Source organism: Staphylococcus sp. EG-SA-15, from assembly GCF_017151895.1.
GTDB classification, from domain to species: domain Bacteria; phylum Bacillota; class Bacilli; order Staphylococcales; family Staphylococcaceae; genus Staphylococcus; species Staphylococcus aureus.
The window spans coordinates 1-251 of sequence record NZ_JACVZN010000113.1 but is presented as its reverse complement, the minus strand read 5'-3'; the positions used below and the strand labels follow the sequence as shown (position 1 = coordinate 251).

Here is a 251-nt window from a genome sequence, read left to right as displayed (position 1 = left end):
AATATCAAGATTCGCAATGGAAAGATGAGACGTTATTTAAATTACAACGTCAATTTGCATACACGAAAGAAGAGATTCATAAGTATATTCAGGAACTTGTAGAAGGTAAGAAGGATCCTATCGGTGCCTTTTCAGGCTCCATGGCTAACGATAAGAACTCTAGCGCATTATCTACAATAGCAGAGTCACTACCATCCTCATCGACAATTTGAAACACTTTATGTTGATCCTCGCCAAATAATGTTTCGATT

1 pseudogene is annotated in these 251 nt (G+C 37.1%); it reads left to right on the top strand.

Annotated elements, in window-relative coordinates:
- Positions 1–191, top strand: a pseudogene (locus tag IDG64_RS15260) (hypothetical protein); the annotation flags it as partial.
- Positions 192–251: the final 60 nt, after the last annotated feature.